Annotated in this window: 7 protein-coding genes; all 7 read left to right on the top strand. The window is 57.9% G+C overall.

Annotated elements, in window-relative coordinates; translation table 11 throughout:
* Window positions 1–400: 400 nt before the first annotated feature.
* On the top strand, window positions 401–1,666 hold the full coding sequence (locus AAC083_RS10465) for a cytosine deaminase (protein ID WP_108536550.1): 1,266 nt from the start codon (window positions 401–403) through the stop codon (window positions 1,664–1,666).
* 85 nt (window positions 1,667–1,751) lie between these two features.
* Window positions 1,752–2,129, top strand: a complete 378-nt coding sequence (crcB, locus tag AAC083_RS10460) for a fluoride efflux transporter CrcB (protein WP_042036050.1) — start codon at window positions 1,752–1,754, stop codon at window positions 2,127–2,129.
* A 65-nt stretch (window positions 2,130–2,194) separates the two neighbouring features.
* Window positions 2,195–2,947, top strand: a complete 753-nt coding sequence (gene ubiE, locus AAC083_RS10455; protein ID WP_108536549.1) for a bifunctional demethylmenaquinone methyltransferase/2-methoxy-6-polyprenyl-1,4-benzoquinol methylase UbiE — start codon at window positions 2,195–2,197, stop codon at window positions 2,945–2,947.
* An 8-nt stretch (window positions 2,948–2,955) separates the two neighbouring features.
* Window positions 2,956–3,564, top strand: coding sequence for a ubiquinone biosynthesis accessory factor UbiJ (locus AAC083_RS10450; RefSeq protein ID WP_108536548.1), 609 nt, complete (start codon window positions 2,956–2,958; stop codon window positions 3,562–3,564).
* A complete protein-coding gene (ubiB, locus tag AAC083_RS10445; RefSeq protein WP_108536547.1) occupies window positions 3,564–5,207 on the top strand; it encodes a ubiquinone biosynthesis regulatory protein kinase UbiB in 1,644 nt (547 codons plus the stop codon). The genes AAC083_RS10450 and ubiB overlap by 1 nt, the downstream gene beginning before the upstream one ends.
* 115 nt (window positions 5,208–5,322) lie before the next feature.
* Entirely contained in the window at window positions 5,323–5,574 is a 252-nt protein-coding gene (tatA, locus tag AAC083_RS10440) for a Sec-independent protein translocase subunit TatA (RefSeq protein WP_042036056.1), read from the top strand.
* A 3-nt stretch (window positions 5,575–5,577) separates the two neighbouring features.
* Window positions 5,578–5,887, top strand: a 310-nt coding sequence (tatB, locus tag AAC083_RS10435) for a Sec-independent protein translocase protein TatB (protein WP_108536546.1), incomplete at its 3' end; no start/stop codon positions are given.

The following is a 5,887-nucleotide window of genomic DNA, read 5'->3' as shown; positions in this document are numbered from 1 at the left end:
CATCCTTGGTAAGGATGAGGTCCCCAGTTCGACTCTGGGTATCAGCACCATTAAATATTAAAGCCTCCCAATCGGGAGGCTTTTTTGTATCCGCTTTTCTCAGTTTACCGAAATCTGTCTGGCATCGAGATAGGACCGAGTCTGTCCAGAGGCTTCTATCTCGATCGCTGCGACCAGTCGTTCGTTGTGTTTGTATTCCCAATGCTTGTCGATCGAGGTCAAGGTAGCGCTGCCGATCTCGGTCAATCCTGCTTTTATCCCAATTAACGCCCTTTATTGTTGTTGTTTGTCAATAGTGGCGATCTCATATGTATTCAATATGAACGCTTTTCTATTAAATTAATCCAAGCTAAGTTGTGGATTGGAAAAGGTAATCAGGGTCAGAAAAAGGAAGAAAAACATGCTGATAAAGAATGTGCGTCTGGCCGGTAGGGAGGGATTGTGGCAGGTCTTGTGCCAGGATGGCCTGATCCGGACCATAGCCCCCATGAGCCAGCCCCTCCTGTCTACCCGGGAGCTGGATGGGCAGGAGGGTCTGGCCATGGCCCCCTTTATCGAGCCTCATATTCACCTCGATACGACCCAAACTGCTGGGGAGCCGAGCTGGAACCTGTCCGGTACCCTGTTCGAGGGGATAGAGCGCTGGGCCGAACGTAAGGCGCTGCTGACCCATGAGGATGTGAAACAGCGGGCTATCCAGACGCTGAAGTGGCAGATTGCCAACGGCATCCAGTTTGTTCGCACTCACGTCGATGTCTCGGATCCGAATCTGGTTGCCTTGAAGGCGATGCTGGAGGTGCGGGAGGAGATGAAGGAGTGGGTGGAGCTGCAGATAGTGGCCTTCCCGCAGGAGGGGATCCTCTCCTACCCCAACGGCAAGGCGCTGCTTGAAGAAGCTCTCAAGCTGGGCGCCGACGTGATAGGCGCTATCCCCCATTTCGAGTTTACCCGAGAATATGGGGTTGAAAGTCTGCACTACATCTTCGATCTTGCCGAGAAGTATCAGGTTCTGGTCGATGTGCACTGCGACGAGATAGATGACGAGCAGTCCCGCTTTATCGAGACGCTGGCGACCCTGGGTTACGAGCGGGGTATCGGCCATCGGGTGACTGCCAGCCACACCACCGCCATGCACTCCTACAACGGGGCTTATGCTTCCCGCCTGTTCCGGCTGCTCAAGATGGCGGACATCAACTTCGTGGCCAATCCGCTGGTGAATATCCACCTGCAGGGGCGCTTCGATACCTATCCCAAGCGCCGCGGTATCACCCGGGTGAAGGAGATGCTGGAGGCGAACATCAACGTCTGCTTCGGTCACGACGATGTGTTTGATCCCTGGTATCCCATGGGCACCGCCAACATGTTGCAGGTGCTGCACATGGGGCTGCATGTGTGTCAGATCATGGGCTACGAGCAGATCAACGACAGCCTCAAGCTGATCAGCTGCCACAGCGCACGCACCCTGAATGTGCAGGATCGCTATGGCATCGAGGTGGGCAAGCCGGCTAATTTGCTGATCCTGCTCGCCGAGAATGGCTTCGATGCGGTGCGCCGTCAGGTGCCGGTGCGCTACTCCATCCGCCATGGTCGTGTGATTGCCGAGACCCAGCCGGCCCAGACCTCGCTCCACCTGGATCGGGTCGAACCGGTCGACTTTCGCCGCTGAGGCGGTCGATATCGATTAATTGCCCCGCTGTCCCCGCTTGCCGACATTTTGCATAATGTTGGCCTGATACTATGGAGTCTGCCCTATGCAAACCTGGTTATTTGTCGCCGCTGGCGGCGCCATCGGTGCTTGCCTGCGTTTTGGTATCGCCGAGCTGATGGCGCTGTTGCTGGGCCGCCATTTTCCCTACGGTACCCTGGTGGTCAACGTGGTGGGCTCTTTCATCATGGGTATCGCCTTTGCGCTCATCAGTCAGGGTCATGTGATGGAACACCCGATGAAACCGCTGCTGATGGTGGGGATCCTCGGGGCGCTCACCACTTTCTCCTCCTTCGCACTGGATACTGTGGTGCTGGCCCAGCAGGGTGCTTATCTGAAGGCGGTGCTCAATATCGGCCTCAACCTTTTCCTCTGTCTGGCCATGGTGTTGCTGGGCATGCAGTTGGTCGCCAGCCGGGTTTAAGGTGTCCGCACGCCATTGGCTCTGGTAAACTGGCGACCATTCTTTGCTCTATGGGTGTTTAAGGGATGTCAGAACAGACTACGACAACGCATTTTGGCTTTAAAACCGTGGCTGCGACCGACAAGGAAACGTTGGTGGCTGGCGTCTTCCATTCGGTGGCTGCCAAGTATGATCTGATGAACGATCTGATGTCGTTCGGCATCCACCGCCTGTGGAAGCGCTTCACTATCGACTGCTCAGGTGTGCGCAAGGGCCAGAAGGTGCTGGATCTGGCCGGTGGTACCGGTGATCTGACCGCCAAGTTCTCCCGCATCGTCGGTGAGACTGGTCAGGTAGTATTGGCGGATATCAATGACTCCATGCTCAAGGTGGGTCGCGACAAGCTGCGCAACCTGGGGGTGGCGAACAACGTCTCCTATGTACAGGCCAACGCTGAGGCGTTGCCCTTCCCGGATAACCACTTCGATGTCATTACCATTGGCTTTGGCCTTCGCAACGTCACCGACAAGGACAAGGCGTTGGCCTCCATGTTCCGGGTGCTGAAACCGGGCGGCCGTCTGCTGGTGCTGGAGTTTTCCAAGCCTGCCAGCGAGGTGATCGCCAAGCTGTACGATCTCTACTCCTTCAAATTACTGCCGAAAATGGGCGAAATCGTTGCGAACGACGGTGAAAGCTACAAGTATCTGGCGGAATCCATCCGCATGCATCCGGATCAGGAAACCCTGAAAGGGATGATGGAAAATGTCGGTTTTGAGCAGGTTGAGTTCTACAACCTGACCCAGGGTGTGGTCGCCCTGCACCGCGGTTACAAGTTTTAAGGTCGCCTATGCCGATGGATGCCATGGTCACCGCCGTGATCGAAACCAGCCTCAACCAGTTGCTGACGCTCGACAAGCAGAGTCCCGAGCGGTTGCGCAAGCTGACGGGCAAGGTGCTCAAGCTGGAGCTGCGTGAGCTCAAGCCGCTCTGGTTTGTCTTCTCCGATCGCCGGCTGGATGTGCTTGCCCGCCACGAAGGCGAGGCCGATGCAGTGCTCAGCCTTTCGCTGACGGCGCTGGGCCTGTTGAAAGACCCGTCCGCCCTGACCCGCTATATCCGTGAGGAGAAGCTGGATCTGAGCGGCGATCCCCAGCTGGTACAGGCATTCAGCGTGCTGCTGGGTGAGCTGGATATCGACTGGGAAGAGGAACTGTCGCGCTATACCGGCGACGTGCTGGCTCACACCCTGTTCAGTGGTGCCCGTCAGGCGCGCCGCCTGGTCGGCCGCGAGCTGTGCCGCAGCCGCAGCCAGTTGGCGGAATATCTGACCGAAGAGGTCCGCCTCGCACCCGGCCCGCTGGAGGTGGCGAGCTTCAACGACGATGTCGAACTGCTGGCGCAACAGATGAAAGCGGTCGAGCTGCGACTGGCCCGCTTCGAACAGCAGGTGGCCTGATGACCCCGAAGGAGTTCAAGCGCCTCTATCGCATCATCACCATCCTGCTGGAGCAGGGCATCGACGAACTGGTGCCCGCCCGCTATCAATCCTGGCCGGGTCGTCTGGCCCGTCGTTCCTTGTTCTGGCTCAAGAACAAGCAACCGGATCTCAGCCGCGGTGCCCGCATTCGTCTCGCCTTCGAGGCGCTCGGCCCTATTTTCATCAAGTTCGGTCAGATGCTGTCGACCCGGCGCGATCTGCTGCCGCCGGATATCGCCGAAGAGCTGGCCATGTTGCAGGACAGGGTGCCCCCCTTCTGTGGTCAGGCGGCGCGTCTCAAGATCGAGGAGAGCCTGGGTTGCCCCGTCGAGACGCTGTTCGACGACTTTGACGAGACGCCGCTGGCATCTGCCTCCATCGCCCAGGTGCACACGGGTCGATTGAAGGAGAATGGCCGCGAGATTGTCATCAAGGTGATCCGCCCCGACATCGAGCCGGTCATAGAGGCCGATCTGCGCCTGATGCAGACCCTGGCCCGTCTGGTGGCCCGTTTTGTGCCCCAGAGTGCGCGCCTGCGCCCCATCGAGGTGGTGGAAGAGTATCGCAAGACCATCCTCGACGAGCTGAACCTGATGCGCGAAGCCGCCAACGCCATCCAGTTGCGCCGTAACTTCACCGGCTCCGATGCCCTCTACGTGCCCGAGGTGTTCACCGAACATTGCCGTGAGCATGTGCTGGTGATGGAGCGTATCTACGGCATACCGGTTTCCGACATTCCTGCACTGGAGGCTAACGGCACCAACATGAAGCTGCTGGCCGAACGCGGCGTTGAGGTCTTCTTCACCCAGGTGTTTCGTGACAGCTTCTTCCACGCCGACATGCATCCCGGCAATATCTTCGTCTCCTATGAACATCCCGACAATCCGCTCTGGATCGGCATCGACTGCGGTATAGTCGGTACCCTGACCCGGGAAGACAAACGCTATCTTGCAGAGAACTTCCTCGCCTTCTTCAACCGCGACTATCGCCGGGTGGCCGAGTTGCACGTGGAGTCCGGCTGGGTACCGCCAGACACCAAGGTGGATGAGTTCGAATTCGCCATCCGCACCGTGCTGGAGCCCATCTTCGAGAAGCCGCTGTCCGAGATCTCGTTTGGCCACGTGCTGCTCAACCTGTTCAACACCGCCCGTCGCTTCAACATGGCGGTGCAGCCACAGCTGGTGCTGTTGCAAAAGACATTGCTCTATGTGGAAGGCTTGGGGCGTCAGCTCTATCCCCAGCTGGACTTGTGGCAGACCGCCAAGCCCTATCTGGAAAACTGGATGCACGAGCAGGTTGGGCCGAAAGCCGTGTGGAATGCCATTAAAGAGAAAGCGCCATTCTGGGCAGAGAAACTGCCTGAATTGCCGGAGCTGGTCTATGAGACCCTGCGCCAGACCCGTCACCAGCAGCGCCACTTCGACCAGATGTTTGCCGATTTCCGCCGTCACAGCCGTCGGCAGGGACAGGCTCGCTACCTCTTGGGGGTTGGCGCCAGCCTGCTATTGGCGGGTGTATTCTTGCTGACCCAAAAACAATATATTGAGTGGGGACAACTCAGCCTGGCCGGCACAGGGTTATGCTGGCTGCTGGGGTGGTTCAAGGCTCGCTCCCGTCAATAACACACGCGTGCAGTTTGGCGTCAGTTTTGAAGTAATTACGGGCTGGCATCAGCATCGTGATCGTTAATAACACACGTGCGCACCTTAGCGTCAAATTTGGACTTGGAGAAATATCATGGGTGGTATCAGTATTTGGCAATTGTTGATCGTCGCAGTCATCGTCGTGCTGCTGTTCGGTACCAAGAAGCTGCGCGGGATCGGTGGCGATCTGGGTGCGGCCGTCAAAGGTTTCAAGAAGGCGCTGTCCGATGAGCCGGCTGCTGATGCCAAACCGGATCAGAAAGATGCCGAGTTTCCCCCCAAGCAGTTGAACGAAGCGGCCAATAGTGCCGAGACCGCCAAGCAGAAAGATAAAGAACAGGCCTAAGCCATGTTCGATATCGGTTTCTGGGAGCTGGTTGTCATCGGTGTCGTCGCCCTGGTGGTGCTCGGTCCCGAGCGGCTGCCCGTGGCGATCCGTACCGCCAGCCACTGGATCAGGCTGATCCGCAGCACTGCCAACTCGGTCAAGTCCGAGCTGGAGCAGGAGTTCAAGTTGCAGGAGCTGCACAACGACCTGAAGAAGGCCGAACAGTTGCAGATGAACAACCTGAGCCCCGAGCTGCAGGAGTCTATCGAGCAGCTCAAAGCGGCCGCGCAATCGGTGACCCGCCCTTACGAACAGCAAAACAGCATCCACC

The sequence above is a fragment of the Aeromonas sp. HMWF014 genome (assembly GCF_963878295.1).
Classification (GTDB): Bacteria; Pseudomonadota; Gammaproteobacteria; order Enterobacterales; family Aeromonadaceae; genus Aeromonas; species Aeromonas popoffii.
Note: the sequence above shows the minus strand (reverse complement) of the source record. Positions and strands in the feature narration are given on the sequence as shown.